The sequence below is a fragment of the Streptomyces sp. NBC_00016 genome (genome assembly GCF_045040885.1).
In the GTDB taxonomy this organism is placed as follows: domain Bacteria; phylum Actinomycetota; class Actinomycetes; order Streptomycetales; family Streptomycetaceae; genus Streptomyces; species Streptomyces coriariae.
Genome location: NZ_CP108304.1, coordinates 8690292 through 8704205 on the forward strand (window position 1 = coordinate 8690292; position 13914 = coordinate 8704205).

Genomic DNA, 13914 nt, shown 5'->3' on the forward strand with positions numbered 1-13914 from the left:
ACCGGAGTCGAGCCCGTCGACGAGCAGGCACACGCCGTGGGCGCGTCGCGCCGGAACAGTATGACGCCGACTACGGTCACCCGTTGAAGCTCACCTCCCGCTGAAATGCCGTCAACGGCCCCGCCCTCCATTGCGGGCGCGGGACCGCCGAAAGGCCTTCCGAGTGCCGGGCACTAGATGAAATTCACGACGACGGAGATGATCTGGACAATGGTCCAGACCGTCACCTTGAAACTCTCGATGGCGATGAGCGTGCGCCAGTACCGGTCTTCGGACTTCATCGGATTTCCGCTCGGCATGTGACTCTCCTCTTCATTCCCCACCCCGATGTGCCGGGGATCCTGGTCAAAGGAGAAGGGATTTGACGGGGTGTCCAGAAGACGAGCGGACGAAGTGATGGCGTCGGCGGACGAATGGAGCCGTTCCAGGACGCGCCCTTTTCGCCGCACAGCGGCTGACCTAGACTGCCGTCGGACAGGTGCGGACAGGTGCGGACACTGGGTGGTTCAGTGATCGAGCGACTTGACACGGCGGATGTGGACCACGAACTCACCTCCGTGACGACCCGTCCAGAGCTGGCGGCCCTGCTCCGTGTCGTCCACCTCCGTGCGGATCACCCCTCCCTGCGCGAGCTGGAGTTACGCACCCGCAACGCGCCTGTCCGACTCTCCAGATCGACGACGTCGGACATGCTCGCGGGCCGACGGTTCCCGAGAAAGGCCGTGCTGCTGGTCTTCCTCGGTCAGTGCGGCATCAGCCGGACCGCCCCTTGGGAGCGGGCCTGGGAACGCATCGCCACCACCGAAGGTCCCCCGGCAAAAACCGACGTCCAGGCGGTCCGGAAACAATGCGCGGGGTTGCTCGAGGCGGCCCGACGGCAAGCGGACGAGATCATCGCCGACGCGCGGAGACAGGCCGAGGCGATCGTCGCCGCGGCCCTGGAGAACCGGTCTTCGTGCGAATCGAACCCGTTGGCCGATGCGGCGAGGGATCCGGTGAGTGTGCGTATGAGCATCGCTGAGATCCGTCGTCAGAATCCACTCGTCTACGCGACTCCGGCCGCTCTGGGCAACACCTTCGGCAAAAGCCGTGAATATCACCGGAAGGACTGTCGCAGGACCGAGACCGTCAAACTGACGGCTGTGACACTGAGCGAGGCGCGCGTGAAGGGGTTACGCCGTTGTCCTGAATGCAGGCCCGACGGCGCCCCGGCTCAGTCCGCCGAACACAACGGCGTGGAACCGGAGCGTTCATGACGGCAGGTGACGCCGGCGGGACCGATGTGAGCCGGATCTTCGAACACGCGCTGCTGCGCATCGATCAGGACATCGCCCAGGTTTCGGCCGACCTTCAAGAGGCGCACCACTACATCTACAGCCGTTTCGTCCAGCCCCCCGAGGCCGGCGGCTGGCCCCAGTTCCTGGACGAATCGGGTCCCCCGACCGCAACGGGAACCGCGTGCGTGGCGTCGTCGCTCATCCGCATGGGGGTCAAGCGCCAGGACGTCCATCTGATCGAGGCGACCGATCTGCTGTGCAGCGAGCAGTGTGCCGACGGTGGCTGGTCGAAACCGGGGTTCGCCGATCACCTGAGCCTCACTCTGGTCACCTGCTTGTCCCTGCACGCCCTGGCGGCACTCGGGCTCTTCAGCGGACACCCGGTGGTCGACGAGGGCCTGATGTGGCTCAGTCGCGCGCAGAACGACGACGGCGGGTGGGGCTGTCTGGCCTCCGACGACCTGAGTGACGTCACGGCCACGGCCTACGCGCTGAGAGCGCTGGATCTGGGCCATGCGTCGGCGGCCCCCCTCCGGCAGGTGCGGGAGAGGGGAGTCGACTGGCTCGTCCGTCAACAGAACGACGACGGTGGCTGGGGCATCCGGCACGGCGAGCACTCGACGGCCGCCCACACGGCACACGCGGTGGAGGGGATGCAGGCCGCCCACATGCCATGGGTCTGTGCCGCCGCCCTCGACGACGCAAGGGAGTGGCTGCTCACGACGCTTCCGAAGGCGCCCCTGGTCCCATGGATCGAGCACTACCAGCTGCCTGCCTCCATCGCCTCAGGGCTGCCCCGCCGCCTGCATTCGGCCCGCCTGCGCTGGACCCACCTGCCCGCCGAGAGATCGCTGATCGCCCTACTGGCACTCGGAGTCGACGTGCACCACCCCACGGTGCGCCGACTGGTCGAGGACCTGGCCGAACGGCACGAGAAGGAACTCTGCTGGCAGGTCCCCGGCGTTCCCGCCGTCTCGGCCTCCTGGGCGGTCCTCGAGGCGGTCAACGCGCTCAGCCGTTACGTGGAGGCGGTCGAGGCATCCCGCTGGCGGACTGTCTGCCAAGTGTTGACGGCGAGTGTCGTCCCGCGTATCGCGGAGCTGGAGAAGGCTCAGGAAGAACTGCGTCTGCGCACCGATGTGCTGGCAACACCACCCGTCGACGAGGGCCGTCGGGCATGGAAGACCTTGCTGTCCCCACAGGTGCTCGCGATCGAGTTGACCGCCGTCGCCCTGGGCAGCGGCCTCGTCGCCACCCTGGGGAGGGCGATCGGCGCGGACACCGAAGCCCTCGTGCTCGCTTGGGGCGCCTGGGTCGTGGCGATTCCGCTGTTCATCATGGCCGCACGACGAGGATGAGCATGCAGGAGATCTCGTATCCCGAGAAGATCGATCCTCGCCTGCACATCTACCCTTCTCAAGAAGCCGATCGCCTGAAGAGCCGTCTCCTCGAACATCATGAGACGGGCATTCTCGATGCGATCGGCAGGGAGCTGTTCACCCGTATGGACACCGCGGGGCTGGTGCCGATCTTCGTTCTGCGGGGCGGGCTCGCCCTCAAGGACGCCTACGTCGAGGCCGCGGGCTTCGGGCCGGCCGGCGTGATCGTCCCGTGGCGGGCGCGGCACACCGAGGATCCGACGGTCAGCTACGCGTCCCTGCCCGTAGTGCCCGGCGCTCGGTACGCGCTGGTGGATACGCTCATCGCTTCGGGCCGCACGATCATCGCCTGTCTCCAGGCCCTACGGGTCCGGGTTCCGGGAGCCCGGGTGGACGTCGTCGCCCCCTTCCTCGCCACCGCCGGCCGGGAACGCGTCATCGCCGACGCGGCCGACACCCACATCCACTGCGTATGGCACGCGGAGGACGTCGACGGCGACGGTCGCATGGTCGGTCCCGGGTTCGACGTCGGGGACCTGGTCCTCGGCTGGCAGGGTCGGCATCTCGTCTGGAGCGGCGAAAGGGGCGAACGTGCTTGACGGTCTCGCTCACTGGGAACGAACCCGGGCCCCTCTCACCGGCGCGGCGATCCTGAAGGGGCTCGGCGTCACGGGGTCACAGACCATGTCCGGTGTGGCACTCGATGTGGGATGCGGCTCCGCTGCCGTGGCAAGGGAGTTGAGCGATCGCTTCGACCGTGTGATCGGCCTCGACATCGATCACGCGATACTGCGCCGCGCGAGGGTTCCCGAGATTCCCTTGATCACGGCGGACGCGGCGAAGCTGCCATTGGCCACAGAAAGCATCGACTATGTCTTCAGCTACGGAGCGCTGCACCACACCGATCCGAAACAATCGCTGGCGGAAATCGTCCGGGTCACCTCTCCCGGCGGACGGATCGCTCTCATCGATTTCTCCGCGCCGAACATGCCCCGACAGCGCAGGACGGGATACACCTGGCGGGTCGTCACATCGCTCCGCAACTACAGAGGTCGCCTCGGTGTCGTCGCGGCGCTGCGGATCGTACTGTTCCGTCTGAGTCCGCGGTGGAGACGTCATCTTCGCGCGGACGTCTTTCTGAGCGAGCGGGATTTCGTATCCGTCTACGGCTCGTTCCTGCCCGGTGCACGCTTCTCCCACGAGGAAGGCCGAATGACCGTGACATGGAGCAAGCCCCATGCCCTTTGAGGAAACGACTTCGACCACGCGCCCGCGCATCGCCGTCGGCTCGACCAACCAGGCCAAGATCGACGCGATCCGGGAGGGATTCACCCAGCTGCTCGGGCCCGTCCTGGTCGAGGGCGTGGCGATCGCGGGCGCCCCGGAGCAGCCCCGCGGTGACGACGAGACGCGCAGGGGTGCCGAGTACCGCGCGGAATCGGTGCGGAAGGCACTCCCGCAAGCCGACTACTGGGTGGGACTGGAGGGGGGAGTCGAGACGGTCGACGGCACGGTCATGGTCATGGCCTGGGTCGTCATTGCCACCGCCGACCAGGTCGGACGGAGCAGAAGCTCCACCTACCAACTGCCGCCGTCCGCCGCCGCCGTGCTCACGGCCGGCGGCTCTCTCGGCGATGTCTCGGCAGCCGTGGGCGGCGACGACTGGCGCACGTGCGGCCTGGTGGCGTGGCTGTCCGGCGGGCTGATCACCAGAGGCTCTCTCTATGTACAGCCGGTGACCCTCGCGCTTCTCCCGTTCCTGAGCCCCTGGTCCGAAGCGCGGGAAAACCTCGCCTCGCACTTCGATGTCTCGCGGTGACGGCGTGGGGCTCCTCGTCGTGGGCGACATGGCGGTCGACGTCCTGGTGACGCCCGACGAGGACCTGCGCGAAGTGGGATACACCGAGGGGTCGGTTCTTCTCACTCCGGGAGGCTCCGGCTTCAACCTCGCCCGGGCGGGCAGGGAGAACGGGTTCTCTCCCGTTTCACTGGTCTGTGGCCTGGGCGACCCCAGATCCTTCCCGGCCCGATTCCTGGCCGAGGAGCTGCAATCGCTCGGCATCGAGCTGATCAGCGACAAGAACACCGTCGAGCAGACCGGGGCGGTATTCGTCGGCTATCTTCCGGACGGCTCGCGCGCAATGGTGGCGGCGCCGAATGCCAATCGGAACGCCCTCACCGAACACACGGTCGCCGTGGCAAACACCGCGCGGGCGCCTTTTGTCCTTGTCTCGGGATACATGCTGTTTCGCGCATCGACGCGGGAGGGCACTCTGGAGATCATGCACCGGGCCGCGGCCCGCGGCGCCAGGGTGGCTCTCGATATCGTCCCGCATTCGGTGAACCGGTGGCTGCGGCTGGAGGAACTGCGGTCACTGCTCGGCCCGGTGGATTTCCTGGCAGGTGAGCACAAGACGTTCGCGGCCTTCGGCGCCCCACCGGAACTTCTGCTCGACGACGTCCGCGGAGTGCTCATGCACACCCTCGGCGACCGCTACCACGTCCACACGCGCTCGGGCATCGTGCAGGGCGACTTTCCCCGCCCGTCGGACGCCACGCAACGGCGCGGACTGACCGACCGGCTCCTGGTCTCGACACTGCGCGAGCACTTCTTCTCGCTATGACGTCGTCAAGGCCACCAGCGAATCCGGTACGGGGTTCTGGTTCCGGGGCGGGCGAACAGGTCAGGCCCGGAACCGGTCCGTGGTCGGCTCCGGGTGGTTCGGGGTCGGCTTGCGGAGGTTTCCGACGAGGCCGCCGGCCGCGCCCAGCGACACCAGGCCCATTCCTGCGGCGGTCGCCACGCCCTTCACGCCGTCCATGGTCAGGTAGCAGAACGCGGCCACGCCGCCGTTGAACAGGAACAGGAACCAGAGCGTGGACGACTTCGACAGGAACGCCTTGATCTTCGGCTTCTTCGCGATGCGCGAGCCCGCCAGCAGCGAGACGGCGATGCCGGCGTAGGTGGCCACGCTCTTCGGGGTGCCGTCGAGGACGGCGCCGGAGGCGGTGCTCGCGGCGAGGCCGCCCACGAAGAACGACCAGAGCAGCAGGTTGGCGACGAACGACTTCACGGTGGCGAGCAGCGACTTCACGGGGTGTTCCTTCTGGCCGGGGGTGCGTGGTTCTCTGGCGATTGCGATCTCTGACGACCACGATCCCTTCGTCCGACCGCCGTCACGAGGGAGCGGCCTCCCGAACCCGTGGTGTAGCCCGCTACACCGTCTGCCGCTGCGGGGAGCGGGGAATTCGGTGGCGTCCCGTGAGGTGAGCCGTTAACTTCCGCCTGAGCGCGGTGAGTTACGAGGCGCGACCGTGAGGGGAGCCACGCATGGAGACCGAGGGCGCGCGACCCGACCGTCTGGGGCCACTGCTCGACCAGTTCGACCAGGCCAGGGAGATGGCCCAGGTGCGGCTGACGGGGCTCGGTGACGAGGAGTATCTGTGGGAGCCGGTACCCGGCTGCTGGTCGCTCCGGCGTCGGGGCGAAGCGGCGACCCCCAGGGCCTTCGGGCCCGGGGAGTGGGTGCTCGACCTGGGTGCCGCGGACATCCCGGCGAACGAGTACGCCGAGGTCGCCCGGCAGGCCGCCGACGGCATGTCCGTCGCGAAGATCGCCGAGGACTGGAGCGTGAGTGTCGAGCGGGTCGAGCAGATCCTCGCCCACACCGGCGCCCCGGAGCCCGACGCGACGCCGATCACGACCATCGCGTGGCGGCTGGGGCACCTGCACTTCGAGTTCGCGGGCATGTGGGAGTGGACCTTCGGTGAACGGCGACGGGACCCGAAGCTGATGGTCGACTTCACGCCCTCCGCCGCCCCGACCCTGGAGCGGTTCTGGGCGGTGATCGACCGCTGGCGGGACGGCGTCGCCGGCGTCACCGACGAGCAGCTCGACACGGTCGGGTTCTCGCGGTACCCGTACAGCAACGACCGCGACTACCCGTACATCGGTGTGCTCGCGTCGGCCAATCTCGAATTCATCCACCACATGGCCGAGATCGCGTTGCTCCGCGACCTGTGGCGGTCCCGCTTCACCTCCGCCGGCTAGGCCGGGCGCCCGGCGCCCCGCGCGGGCGCCGCGGCGTCATGGCCGCAGGTTCAGAACGAGCCGCAGTGTGTCCGTGAGGACCGTGGTGGGAACCGACGGGTCGGCCACCCGCTGGATGCCCAGGCCGATACCCAGGCTGAGCAGGGTCATCGCGGCCTGGTCGGCGGGCATGGCCAAGCCTGCCCCCAGTTCCTCGGCCAGCGCCTCCAGGAGCTGGGCCAGCACTTCGCGGACGGCCGTGGCCCGCGCCGTGATCTCACGCCGGAGCTCGTCGTCGTGACGGGCGCGCGTGAGGAACTCGACCTCGAGCGTGGTCCACGCCTCGTCGCCGATGTGTGCTTCGCCCCAGGCGGAGAAGGCCGCGAGGCGGACTTCGAACCGGTCGTCGCCGCTGACGGAGTCCGTCAGCAGCCTCAGCTGCTCGGCACGGATGTCGTCGATGGCGGCGAGGCACAGGTAGTCCTTGTTGCGGAAGTTCGAGTAGACGGCTCCCTTGGAGAACCCGGCTGCTTCCGCGACGTCGGTGAGGGAAGTGGCGGCGTAGCCGTTGCGCAGGAACAGGTCCCGGGCGGTCGTGACGAGCCGTTCACGAGTGCGTTCCTGGCTCTCGACGCGGCTGAGGCGGGCCATGTTTTCCGTTCCCTTGTCCGTCCTGTGCGGCGTCCGTCCTGTGCGGCTGTCCCGCGAAGTCCGAAGGCTCTCGGATCCTATCCCCGCAGGGCCTGTTCCCCGATTTCAGATACCGCTAGTATCCGGATCTCGGCGGTATCGCAGAGGGGCGGAGACTGCATTGACAACGACCGGCAGGCGAGCGACACCTTCCCGAGGGCTGGTGCTGGGCTGCGGCGGAACGCTCGGCGCGGCCTGGACGATCGGCGCCCTGCACTCGCTCCAGGAGGCCCTGCGCTGGGATCCGCGCGACGCGGACGTCCTGGTGGGCACCTCGGCGGGGGCCGAGCTGGCCGCCATGCTGGGGAGCGGCATCGGTGTGCGGGATCTGCTGACCGCACAGCTCGGGAGCCAGGACTCCCGTCCCGAACTGGCCCGCCACTTCGCGGCGCCGCCCCGAGGGGTACCGCCACGACCGGCGGCCCTCCTCGGATCACCACGACTCGCCCGCCGGGCACTGGCCGGCGCCCTGCCCGCGCTGACCGGTCTGTCCGGCCTGTTGCCGAGGGGCCGGGGCGACGCCACCTGGCTGGCGGCCGCCGCCGACTTCCTGGCACCGGACGGAAAGTGGGTGGCCCATCCCGCGACCTGGCTGGTGGCGACCGACTTCGATTCGGGCCGGCGCACGCCCTTCGGTCATCCCGACACCCCGCCGGTCGCCCTGCGGGACGCGCTCCGTGCCTCCTGGGCGGTCCCGGGCTGGTTTCCGCCGGTGCGCATCGGCGGCCGACGCTACGCGGACGGCGGCATCAGCTCCCCGACCTCGGCCGACCTGCTCGTGCCGTGCGGACTGGACGAGGTGTACGTCGTGGCGCCGATGAGTTCGCGGGCTCCCGGACGGCGCAGCGGACTCGGCCGGGCCGAAGCGGTGCTGCGCCGCGTCATGACCCGCATCCTGAGCGCCGAGTGCGCCGCGCTGAGCGCCGCGGGTACCCGCGTGGTCCGCATCGAGCCCACGGCCGCCGACCTGGCCGCGATGGGCGGCAACCTCATGGACCCGCGCCGCCGTCCGGCCGTGCTGGAGACCTCTCTTCGTACGACGCGGGCGACGGTTCGTGACCGTCTGACAGAGCCCGTGCCATCTCCCCGCCCGCGTACAGGAGCCTGACATGTCCCGACCCGACGGCACCGCCGCGACCGTCACGCGCGAGACCCACGCGGTGGAGGCGCTCATCATCGGCAGCGGTCTGTCCGGCATCGGAGCGGCGGTCAAGCTGCGTGAAGCCGGTCTGCGCGACCTCGTCCTCATCGAGAAGGCGGACGAACCGGGCGGCACCTGGCGGGACAACACCTACCCGGGCTGCGCCTGCGACGTCCCCTCCGCCCTGTACTCCTACTCCTTCGCGCCCAACCCCGGGTGGATGCGGGCCTTCGCCGCCCAGCCCGAGATCCGCGCCTATCTGCACCGCACGGCTGCCACGTACGGGATCACCCCGCTCATCCGCTTCGGCACCGAGGTCCTGCGCGCACAGTGGCACGCGGACGAGTCGCGCTGGCACGTCGAGACCAGCCGCGACCGCTACACGGCGCGCTTCCTCGTCTCGGCCGCGGGACCCTGGCACGAGCCGTTGATTCCCGAGATACCCGGGATGGCGGACTTCCCCGGTGAGGTCTTCCATTCCTCGCGCTGGCGTCACGACCACGAACTGGCGGGCGCGCGGGTGGCCGTCGTCGGCAGTGGCGCGTCGGCTGTGCAGTTCGTGCCCGCCATCCAGCCGCGGGTGGCCCGGCTGGACCTGTTCCAGCGGACCGCGCAGTGGGTGCTTCCCAAGCCCGACCACCATGTGCCGGGGGTCGAGCGCCGGCTCCTGCGACGCTTTCCGGCCGCCCAACGGGCCCTGCGGAGCGCGGAGTACGCGGCGATGGAGGCCCTGGGCCTCGGCTTCCGGCATCCTGCCCTGCTGCGGGCGGTGCAGAAGGTGGGCTCCCTCCACCTCGCAGCCACGGTGAAGGACCCGCGGCTGCGCCGGGCGCTGACACCCGATTACACGCTCGGCTGCAAACGGCTGTTGCTGTCGAACACGTACTACCCGGCACTGACCCGGCCCAACGTCACCGTCCACGCGACGGCGGTCGAGGCCGTGCGCGGCAACCGGGTCGTCGGCGCGGACGGCACCGGCGCCGACGTCGACACGATCATCCTGGGCACGGGCTTCCACATCCTGGACATGCCCATCGCCCAGCGGGTGTTCGACGCCGACGGCGTCTGCCTGGACGAGCACTGGAAGGGCAGCCCGGACGCCTATCTGGGCACCACCGTCAGCGGATTCCCCAACGCGTTCATCCTCCTCGGGCCGCATCTCGGAACCGGGCACTCCTCGGCCTTCATGGTCCTGGAAGCCCAACTGGAGTACCTGGCGGGCGCGGTGCGGCACTTCCGCTCGGCCGGCTGGGCGGCCATGGACGTCCGTCCCGAAGTCCAGGCCGCCTTCAACGCCGAGGTGCAGCAGGCCCTTCCGCCCACCGTCTACAACTCGGGTGGATGCTCGAGCTACTACCTCGACGACAACGGCCGCAACAGCTTCAGCTGGCCCTGGTCGACGGGCCGGATGCGCCGACGGCTGGCCGGGTTCGACCCGGAGGCGTACGACGTCACACTGACGACCGGGGTCGGGCGCCAGGCCCCAGCCGGGCGGTGACCTCCCCGGGGCCGAGGGCGGAGTGTTCCGCGGAGCACTCGACGACGACGCGGAGCGGGGCGCCGCAGTCGGTGTGGCGCACGTCCAGCACGGGACCCTCGGCGTCGAGGGTGTACGCCTCGCCCCACTGGCTCAGTGCCATCAGCACGGGCCACAGGTCCCAGCCCTTGCGGGTCAGGCGGTACTCGTTGCGGGGGCGGCTGCCCGGCTCCTGGTAGGGGACGGTCCTCAGGACGCCGGCCGCGGTCAGCTTGCGGAGGCGGTCGCTGAGGACGGCCTCCGACAGGCCGATATGGCGGTGGAAGTCGTCGAAGCGGCGGACTCCGTTGACGGCGTCGCGCAGGATCAGCAAGGTCCACTTCTCCCCGATCACGTCGAGCGTGCGCTGGACGGGACAGTTCTCCGTGCTCGCCTCAAGCCACTTCATCCCGCCATCCTAGGTCCCTGACTTCATCATTGACAGTCAGCTGACGAGGAGGCTAGCTTCACTTGAAAAAGTCAGACGGAGGCACTGGACTGTGGGACGAACACGTACGTATCAGTGGGAAGATCCGGCGGTCCTGGCGGACGCCGCCGGGCGGATGGCCGGTCTCGACTTCCTGCGCGAGCTGCAGGCGGGACGACTGCCGGGGCCGCCCGTCAGTCACGCCCTCGACTTCACCCTCGACGAGGTGGAGCCCGGCAGGGCCGTCTTCTCCCTGACGCCCGGTGAGGAGCACTACAACCCGATCGGCAGCGTCCACGGCGGCATCTTCGCCACCCTGCTCGACTCGGCGGCGGGTTGCGCCGTCCAGTCCACCCTCCCGCTGGGCACGGCCTACACCTCGCTCGACCTGACGGTGAAGTTCCTGCGGCGGATCACCGCCGACACGGGCACCGTCCGTGCCATCGGTACGGTGGTCAGTGCCGGTCGTCAAACGGCCCTGGCCCAGGCGCAGTTGTTCGACGCGACGGACCGTCTGCTCGCCCACGCCACCAGCAGCTGCCTGCTCTTCCCGGTGCCCCGCCCTCAGGGATGACCCGGCTCCGTGCGGGACCGGGCCATCCGGCCGGACGGCCTCATGCCGCGCTCGGCGCCGCGGCCAGTCCCTGCTTGACGTACCGCGTGGTCTCGTCGGCGAGGATCTCGGGCAGGCCCTGCTCGAGGCCGACGAGCGCCTGGGCGGCGACGTCGGCGGGGTCGGCCTTCTGGTCGGCGGGAACGGCGGCGGCCATGTCGGTGTCCATGTACCCGACGTGCAGCGCGGACACGGTGATGCCGCGGGGTGCCAGCTCCTCCCGGGTCGCGTTGGTCAGCGCCCAGGCGGCGGCCTTGGTGGCCGCGTAGGAGCCGAGGCCGGCCGGGTGCAGCCAGGAGAGCACGGACAGGACGTTGAGTACGGCGCCGCCGCCGTTGCGCTCGATGACCGGGGCGAAGGCACGGGTCACGGCGAGCGGCCCGAAGAAGTTCGTCGCCATCTCCAGTCGCACCGCGTCCAGGCCGCCGGCGATGAGCGAGGTGCCGGTGGAGATGCCGGCGTTGTTCACCAGCAGCGTCGCGTCGGACGCCACGCGGGCCGCGGACAGGATGGACTCCTCGTCCGTGACGTCCAGGCGGAGCGGGGTCGCGCCGGCCAGGTCGACGGTCTCCGGGCGGCGCGCTGCCGCGTACACCTTCGCGCCACGCTCCAGGAGCTGGGTGGCCAGCTCGCGTCCCAGTCCGCGGTTGGCGCCGGTGACCACTACGACGGCGTCCTTGAGTTCCATGTCTGCTCCCTGTGCTGTGGACCCCGGGGAGGGGCGTATTTAGATTACGGTCACAATCTAAACTGAGCATAGAATAGATGGCAACCGACATTCAACCGAGGAGGTCCGATGGGCCGTGTGTCACAGGCGCAGGCGCGGGAGAACCGCGAGCGGGTCGTGCGAACCGCCTCCCGGCTGTTCCGCGAGCAGGGCACGCACATCAGCGTCGCCGACCTGATGAAGGCGTCCGGGCTGACGCACGGCGGCTTCTACAAGCAGTTCGCCTCCAAGGACGCGCTCATCGACGAAGCCACCGCCCATGCCTTCGGGGAACTCGCCCAGCGCCGCGCGGCCGCCCTCGAACAGGGCACCGGGCAGCGCGCCGCCGCCCAGCAGGCGCTGATCGACGCCTATCTGTCCGTCGAGCACCGCGACAACCCGGCTGAGGGCTGTCCCACCGCCGCGCTCGCCCACGACATGGCCCGTGAACCCGGCGCCGAGGGGGCGCATCGCGTCTACACCGAGGGCGTGGGCGACTTCGCCGAGTGGCTCGCCACCGAGGACGAGGACGGCATCGCCCGCCTGTGCACGATGCTCGGCGCACTCGTCCTGGCCCGGGCCACCAAGGACTCGCCCCTCTCGGAGAAGATCCTCGCGGCCGCGCGGGCGGCCCTGACGGAAGCGGACTGATGCCGCCTGGCTCGAGGCGGATCTCGGACGGACTCGAGCGGATCCCGTACGGAGAAGTGCGCATGCGGGCCGGGGCGCCCGCCCGACGGCGTGGAGGCACGGCTGCGGGAGCCGCCCGCACCTGACTCTCGGCGGGCTCCCTCCCGCCCGGACGGGGTCGAGACGCCGGGCGGCCGACTCGACGTGCCACGTATCGAGCCTGTTCACCGCTTGCCGGGCCGGGCGTCGGGTAGCTTGTTCGCCGCGTCCGAGGTGAACCGGCGCTGGAGCTCGGCGCGGGCGATCCGCTTGCGGAATTCTCCTGCGTGGCCGGTGAAGCCGGGCGGTTGGCCGGGGCGGCCCAGGTCCCGCGCTCCGTCGCCGTGGCCGGCGCGCCCGCGGCGGCGTACACGAGCTGCCCCTCGGTGTGCGAGTGGGGGTCGAGCCGGTGGCCGTGCGGAAGCCACGCTGCTCCTTGCAGCGTCGGCTTCCGGGATTCCGAGAGGTGCTCGGCGGCTGGCGGTCTTTCGGCACAAGGCGGCAATCGACCGGTGGCCCGGCAGCGGTGGCGAAGCGGATCGTCAGGCTCGTACCTCGACCACCTCGACTCCCGCCTCGCGCAGCCGATGGCAGCTCTTCTCGTCCCCGGGCGCGTTGGTCACCACCACGTCCAGATCCTCCGGACCGCACACCCGGGCCATTCCCGTGCCGGGGAACTTGCCCGCGTCCGCCACCAGGACCACCTGGGCGCTGGCGGCGATCATGGCCCGCTTGACGGGCACCTCGACGGCGGTGGTGTCCAGCACCTGCCCGTCGGGGCGGACTCCGCTGGTGCCGAGGAAGAGCCGGTCGGCGTGGATCTGGCGCAGGTTGTCCTCGGTGAGGAAGCCGACCAGGGACCGGTAGTCGCGCCGGACCACGCCGCCCAGCAGGATCAGCTGAACGGCCTTGTCGTCCTGGAGTTCCTCGTAGACGGCCAGGTTGCTGGTGATCACGGTCAGGGACCGGCCGTGCAGATGGCGGGCCACCCGGTGGGCCGTGGTGCCGATGTCGAGCAGCACGGTCTCGCCGTCCCTGACGAGGTCCGCGCACCAGGCGGCCAGGGCGTCCTTGGCCTCGACCCGGACGCCGGCCACATCGGCGAACGGATCGTCCTCACCGAGGACCGGGGCGGCACCGCCGTAGACCCGCTTGAGCAGTCCCTCGTCCTCCAGTTGCGCGAGATCGCGCCGGATCGTGGCCTGGCTCGCCCCGACCCCCTCGGCCAGGTCGGTCACCGTGGTGGGCCCGTCCGCACGCAGGGCGCGCAGGATCAGCTGATGTCTTCGGTCCGCGAGCATGCGGCAGACCCTACGCGCCAACGCGCCAAACTCAAGCAAAGTCGAGCATGAATGTCTCGATCTACGCTTGACTCTTGTCAAAGCTGCGCACTGGGTGCACTCTCTTGCGTAATTCAGAGCCAGGCCCGGACCCCACTCCGGTCGGCCGAAGCGGATGAACGGCAT

The 13914-nt window shown here is 69.7% G+C and carries 16 protein-coding genes; 11 read left to right on the forward strand and 5 right to left on the reverse strand.

The genetic code is table 11. The annotated features are described in order from the left end of the window. The first annotated feature begins 509 nt into the window (after positions 1 to 509). The 6 genes from OG933_RS38550 to OG933_RS38575 are packed head-to-tail and all read left to right on the forward strand — an operon-like array spanning position 510 to position 5280. Complete coding sequence (locus tag OG933_RS38550) at positions 510 to 1256, forward strand: hypothetical protein (RefSeq protein WP_362521405.1); 747 nt, start codon at positions 510 to 512, stop codon at positions 1254 to 1256. Further along, positions 1253 to 2635 carry a prenyltransferase/squalene oxidase repeat-containing protein gene (locus OG933_RS38555; RefSeq protein WP_405631638.1) on the forward strand — a complete coding sequence of 461 codons (1383 nt, stop codon included), beginning with the start codon at positions 1253 to 1255 and terminating at the stop codon, positions 2633 to 2635. The genes OG933_RS38550 and OG933_RS38555 overlap by 4 nt, the downstream gene beginning before the upstream one ends. Before the next feature lie 2 nt (positions 2636 to 2637). Beyond that, positions 2638 to 3255, forward strand: a complete 618-nt coding sequence (locus tag OG933_RS38560) for a uracil phosphoribosyltransferase (RefSeq protein WP_362521411.1) — start codon at positions 2638 to 2640, stop codon at positions 3253 to 3255. Next, complete coding sequence (locus OG933_RS38565) at positions 3248 to 3904, forward strand: methyltransferase domain-containing protein (RefSeq protein WP_362521414.1); 657 nt, start codon at positions 3248 to 3250, stop codon at positions 3902 to 3904. Before OG933_RS38560 ends, OG933_RS38565 begins: the two co-directional genes overlap by 8 nt. Next, complete coding sequence (locus OG933_RS38570; RefSeq protein ID WP_362521417.1) at positions 3894 to 4475, forward strand: inosine/xanthosine triphosphatase; 582 nt, start codon at positions 3894 to 3896, stop codon at positions 4473 to 4475. Before OG933_RS38565 ends, OG933_RS38570 begins: the two co-directional genes overlap by 11 nt. A gap of 4 nt (positions 4476 to 4479) precedes the next feature. Beyond that, entirely contained in the window at positions 4480 to 5280 is an 801-nt protein-coding gene (locus tag OG933_RS38575) for a PfkB family carbohydrate kinase (RefSeq protein ID WP_405631643.1), read from the forward strand. A 60-nt stretch (positions 5281 to 5340) separates the two neighbouring features. On the opposite strand, the gene OG933_RS38580 is transcribed toward OG933_RS38575, so the two are convergent. Beyond that, positions 5341 to 5751 (reverse strand): hypothetical protein, encoded by a 411-nt coding sequence (locus tag OG933_RS38580; protein WP_405631646.1) that lies wholly within the window; start codon positions 5749 to 5751, stop codon positions 5341 to 5343. 236 nt (positions 5752 to 5987) lie between these two features. On the opposite strand from OG933_RS38580, the gene OG933_RS38585 reads away from it, so the two are divergent. After that, a complete protein-coding gene (locus OG933_RS38585) occupies positions 5988 to 6707 on the forward strand; it encodes a DinB family protein (RefSeq protein WP_405631648.1) in 720 nt (239 codons plus the stop codon). 36 nt (positions 6708 to 6743) lie between these two features. On the opposite strand, the gene OG933_RS38590 is transcribed toward OG933_RS38585, so the two are convergent. Beyond that, positions 6744 to 7337: a TetR/AcrR family transcriptional regulator gene (locus tag OG933_RS38590; RefSeq protein WP_405631651.1), complete on the reverse strand. Its 594-nt coding sequence runs from the start codon at positions 7335 to 7337 to the stop codon at positions 6744 to 6746. A 160-nt stretch (positions 7338 to 7497) separates the two neighbouring features. Here OG933_RS38590 and OG933_RS38595 point away from each other — a divergent pair, with 160 nt between their 5' ends. Then, positions 7498 to 8484: a patatin-like phospholipase family protein gene (locus tag OG933_RS38595; protein WP_405631654.1), complete on the forward strand. Its 987-nt coding sequence runs from the start codon at positions 7498 to 7500 to the stop codon at positions 8482 to 8484. Between the two features lies 1 nt (position 8485). Then, the gene (locus OG933_RS38600) at positions 8486 to 10015 is read left to right on the forward strand and encodes a flavin-containing monooxygenase (protein WP_405631656.1); all 1530 of its coding nucleotides are present in this window, start codon (positions 8486 to 8488) and stop codon (positions 10013 to 10015) included. On the opposite strand, the gene OG933_RS38605 is transcribed toward OG933_RS38600, so the two are convergent. Further along, positions 9969 to 10442 (reverse strand): helix-turn-helix domain-containing protein, encoded by a 474-nt coding sequence (locus OG933_RS38605; RefSeq protein ID WP_362521437.1) that lies wholly within the window; start codon positions 10440 to 10442, stop codon positions 9969 to 9971. The two genes, OG933_RS38600 and OG933_RS38605, sit on opposite strands and share 47 nt — an antisense overlap. A gap of 91 nt (positions 10443 to 10533) precedes the next feature. Here OG933_RS38605 and OG933_RS38610 point away from each other — a divergent pair, with 91 nt between their 5' ends. Beyond that, complete coding sequence (locus OG933_RS38610) at positions 10534 to 11034, forward strand: PaaI family thioesterase (protein ID WP_405631658.1); 501 nt, start codon at positions 10534 to 10536, stop codon at positions 11032 to 11034. A 40-nt stretch (positions 11035 to 11074) separates the two neighbouring features. On the opposite strand, the gene OG933_RS38615 is transcribed toward OG933_RS38610, so the two are convergent. Continuing rightward, the gene (locus OG933_RS38615) at positions 11075 to 11761 is read right to left on the reverse strand and encodes an SDR family oxidoreductase (RefSeq protein ID WP_405631660.1); all 687 of its coding nucleotides are present in this window, start codon (positions 11759 to 11761) and stop codon (positions 11075 to 11077) included. Positions 11762 to 11869: 108 nt separating this feature from the next. Here OG933_RS38615 and OG933_RS38620 point away from each other — a divergent pair, with 108 nt between their 5' ends. After that, entirely contained in the window at positions 11870 to 12430 is a 561-nt protein-coding gene (locus OG933_RS38620) for a TetR/AcrR family transcriptional regulator (protein WP_362521445.1), read from the forward strand. Positions 12431 to 12990: 560 nt separating this feature from the next. On the opposite strand, the gene OG933_RS38625 is transcribed toward OG933_RS38620, so the two are convergent. Next, positions 12991 to 13749 (reverse strand): DeoR/GlpR family DNA-binding transcription regulator, encoded by a 759-nt coding sequence (locus tag OG933_RS38625; protein ID WP_362521448.1) that lies wholly within the window; start codon positions 13747 to 13749, stop codon positions 12991 to 12993. Between the last annotated feature and the right edge of the window lie 165 nt (positions 13750 to 13914).

Excerpts from the sequence above, each read along its gene's own strand:
- OG933_RS38555 (WP_405631638.1), top strand. The coding sequence starts at position 1,253 with ATGACGGCAGGTGACGCCGGCGGGACCGATGTGAGCCGGATCTTCGAA.
- OG933_RS38560 (WP_362521411.1), top strand. The coding sequence starts at position 2,638 with ATGCAGGAGATCTCGTATCCCGAGAAGATCGATCCTCGCCTGCACATC.
- OG933_RS38570 (WP_362521417.1), top strand. The coding sequence starts at position 3,894 with ATGCCCTTTGAGGAAACGACTTCGACCACGCGCCCGCGCATCGCCGTC.
- OG933_RS38585 (WP_405631648.1), top strand. The coding sequence starts at position 5,988 with ATGGAGACCGAGGGCGCGCGACCCGACCGTCTGGGGCCACTGCTCGAC.
- OG933_RS38590 (WP_405631651.1), bottom strand. The coding sequence starts at position 7,337 with ATGGCCCGCCTCAGCCGCGTCGAGAGCCAGGAACGCACTCGTGAACGG.
- OG933_RS38600 (WP_405631656.1), top strand. The coding sequence starts at position 8,486 with ATGTCCCGACCCGACGGCACCGCCGCGACCGTCACGCGCGAGACCCAC.
- OG933_RS38605 (WP_362521437.1), bottom strand. The coding sequence starts at position 10,442 with ATGAAGTGGCTTGAGGCGAGCACGGAGAACTGTCCCGTCCAGCGCACG.
- OG933_RS38615 (WP_405631660.1), bottom strand. The coding sequence starts at position 11,761 with ATGGAACTCAAGGACGCCGTCGTAGTGGTCACCGGCGCCAACCGCGGA.
- OG933_RS38620 (WP_362521445.1), top strand. The coding sequence starts at position 11,870 with ATGGGCCGTGTGTCACAGGCGCAGGCGCGGGAGAACCGCGAGCGGGTC.
- OG933_RS38625 (WP_362521448.1), bottom strand. The coding sequence starts at position 13,749 with ATGCTCGCGGACCGAAGACATCAGCTGATCCTGCGCGCCCTGCGTGCG.